Genomic DNA, 657 nt, shown 5'->3' on the forward strand with positions numbered 1-657 from the left:
CCCTGTCAGAACCTTTCTCTGATCGGCAACCGCTCCGGCCTTGCCGGGGCAAAATCAAGCCTGTTCTATCAGGCGTTTCGTATCATACAGGAAATGAGGGATGCTACTGATAACCTATATCCAGCTATCGCTGTTTGGGAAAACGTCATGGGAGCGTTTTCTACAAATGACCGGATGGACTTTAGAGCCGTCTTATCCGCCTTCTCGGACACCGAAGTTCCAATGCCTCCTTCGGGAAAATGGGGAAACGCCGGAATGGTGCGAGGGGGAACGCCTGATGTGTGCTGGCGACTCATGGACGCCCAGTATTGGGCAGGCTCCCGAAGGCTGGCACGAAGGCAGCGGATTTTCGTCGTGGCGGATTTTGGAGGCAGACGTGCCGCAGACATACTATTTAAGCCCCGTCCAATGCTCCCACTTCCTCCGCCTTGCGGAGAGGGCGGGCGGGCCGCCGCCGAAGGAGATCGAACAGCTTCTTTTGAAACAGGGCGGCAGATACCAGTCATCCACCCCTTTCAGTGCTTCCGTATGCGGGGAGCGGCAAAAAGGCAGGAAGAAACGGCCTTCCGAAACAGCTTCGGATTACCAACTGACCCTTTTCCCACTCTTTTAGCCAGTGATGTAACGCCCTTTGCCTTCTGGTATGAGGGCGACCCG

General features: G+C 55.9%; 1 protein-coding gene. It reads left to right on the forward strand.

Translation table 11 applies throughout. From position 1 onward, the window contains the following. A partial coding sequence (locus tag PG722_RS04850) for a DNA cytosine methyltransferase (protein WP_270579824.1) occupies window positions 1-657 on the forward strand: 657 nt, incomplete at both ends.

Source organism: Butyricicoccus sp. OF27-2pH9A, from assembly GCF_027693185.1.
Lineage (GTDB): Bacteria > Bacillota > Clostridia > Oscillospirales > Butyricicoccaceae > Agathobaculum > Agathobaculum butyriciproducens.